Origin of the sequence: Micromonospora qiuiae (assembly GCF_016863555.1) — a bacterium.
Classification (GTDB): Bacteria; Actinomycetota; Actinomycetes; order Mycobacteriales; family Micromonosporaceae; genus Micromonospora; species Micromonospora qiuiae.
The window spans coordinates 1-1,146 of the sequence record NZ_BOPC01000183.1 but is presented as its reverse complement, the minus strand read 5'-3'; the positions used below and the strand labels follow the sequence as shown (position 1 = coordinate 1,146).

General features: G+C 64.9%; 2 protein-coding genes. One reads left to right on the top strand and one right to left on the bottom strand.

Annotated elements, in window-relative coordinates; genetic code table 11:
* Positions 1 to 293 (bottom strand): pyridoxamine 5'-phosphate oxidase family protein (locus Vqi01_RS30305; protein WP_204038552.1); only part of this gene is annotated, 293 nt, incomplete at its 3' end.
* A gap of 251 nt (positions 294 to 544) precedes the next feature.
* Here Vqi01_RS30305 and Vqi01_RS30300 point away from each other — a divergent pair.
* Positions 545 to 1,123: a GNAT family N-acetyltransferase gene (locus tag Vqi01_RS30300; RefSeq protein WP_204038551.1), complete on the top strand. Its 579-nt coding sequence runs from the start codon at positions 545 to 547 to the stop codon at positions 1,121 to 1,123.
* Positions 1,124 to 1,146: the final 23 nt, after the last annotated feature.

Here is a 1,146-nt window from a genome sequence, read left to right as displayed (position 1 = left end):
ACGCTGACGGCGGGCCGCGCCGCGAGGTGGCGCGCCTTGGCGGCGTCGGGCGCCGTGCCGAAGTACCACTTGCCTCGCAGGAAGTGCCCGTCGACACCGCTGATCCGCGGCTCACCCTTCGCCGTCACGCTGGACAGAGCGAGGGTGCACATGCCGGTGAGGACCTGGGTGAGCTGCTCCGCGTTCAGTGTGCGCGCGGTGTTGATGATCGAGCGGAGGTGGGAGGTGGAGCGGGCGAGGGAGGCGTCAAGGAGGGCTTGGAGTTCTTCGAGATCTTGTGGGGTTTCGCGCATGAAGGTCCTTGTCTTTTCCGTATCTATCTGTGCCGTGGTCCGCGCCTATCACCGGCGCTGGCCGATGAAACTATGCTCCACCCAAAACCTGACACCTTGCGTCATATTTCTTCAACTGGCTAGCGGACGCCAGCGGGCCGCACGGCAGCCGGCGTGAGAGGCCGGCGGCGCGACGTGACGGCTCCCGGCTGGCGACCCGCGCGCTCTGCGGCAGATGCGAATGCCGGGCGCGGGCGCGACATACTTGCTCCATGGATAGAGCATGGAGGCTTCGTCCGGCGCTGTCTGCGGATGCGGAATGGCTTGCTGACCTCAAGGCGCTCGCCATGCGCCCGGATCTGGAACGCCTGGGACTGTGGGATGAGGATGAGGACTGGGCTCGCCGCCGGTTCCTGGACACCTACGTTCCTGCCAACACCGACATCATCGAGGTCGACGAGAAGCCGGTGGGTGCCATCGCCGTGCGGCCCGAGGTCGATGCGCAGTGGATAGAGCACTTCTATCTTGATCCTGTGATTCAGGGCCAGGGCATAGGCAGTCAGGTACTCCGGTGCGTCATGGACGCCCATCGCGACGCGAGGCCTTTCCGGCTTGCCATCGACCGGGTAGCGCGGCGCGCTGGCTCTACGAGCGAGTTGGCTTCGTTCACCTCTACGACGACAGCAACGGCGTGGATCAGATTTTCGGCGCTCCGGGAACCGCTGCTGCGCGAACGTGACGGTCAGATCCACCCCCTGTCACGTCGGAGGTTCGCCTTCCTCCCAACCAGTAGGCGGCACAGCATCGGGCCATTGAGGACAAGACGGCACTGGATGACCCCGGTTTGCTAAGAGCCACCGGCAGTAGGTGTTAT

Coding starts and splice junctions, on each gene's coding strand:
- Vqi01_RS30300 (WP_204038551.1), top strand. CDS start 545: ATGGATAGAGCATGGAGGCTTCGTCCGGCGCTGTCTGCGGATGCGGAA.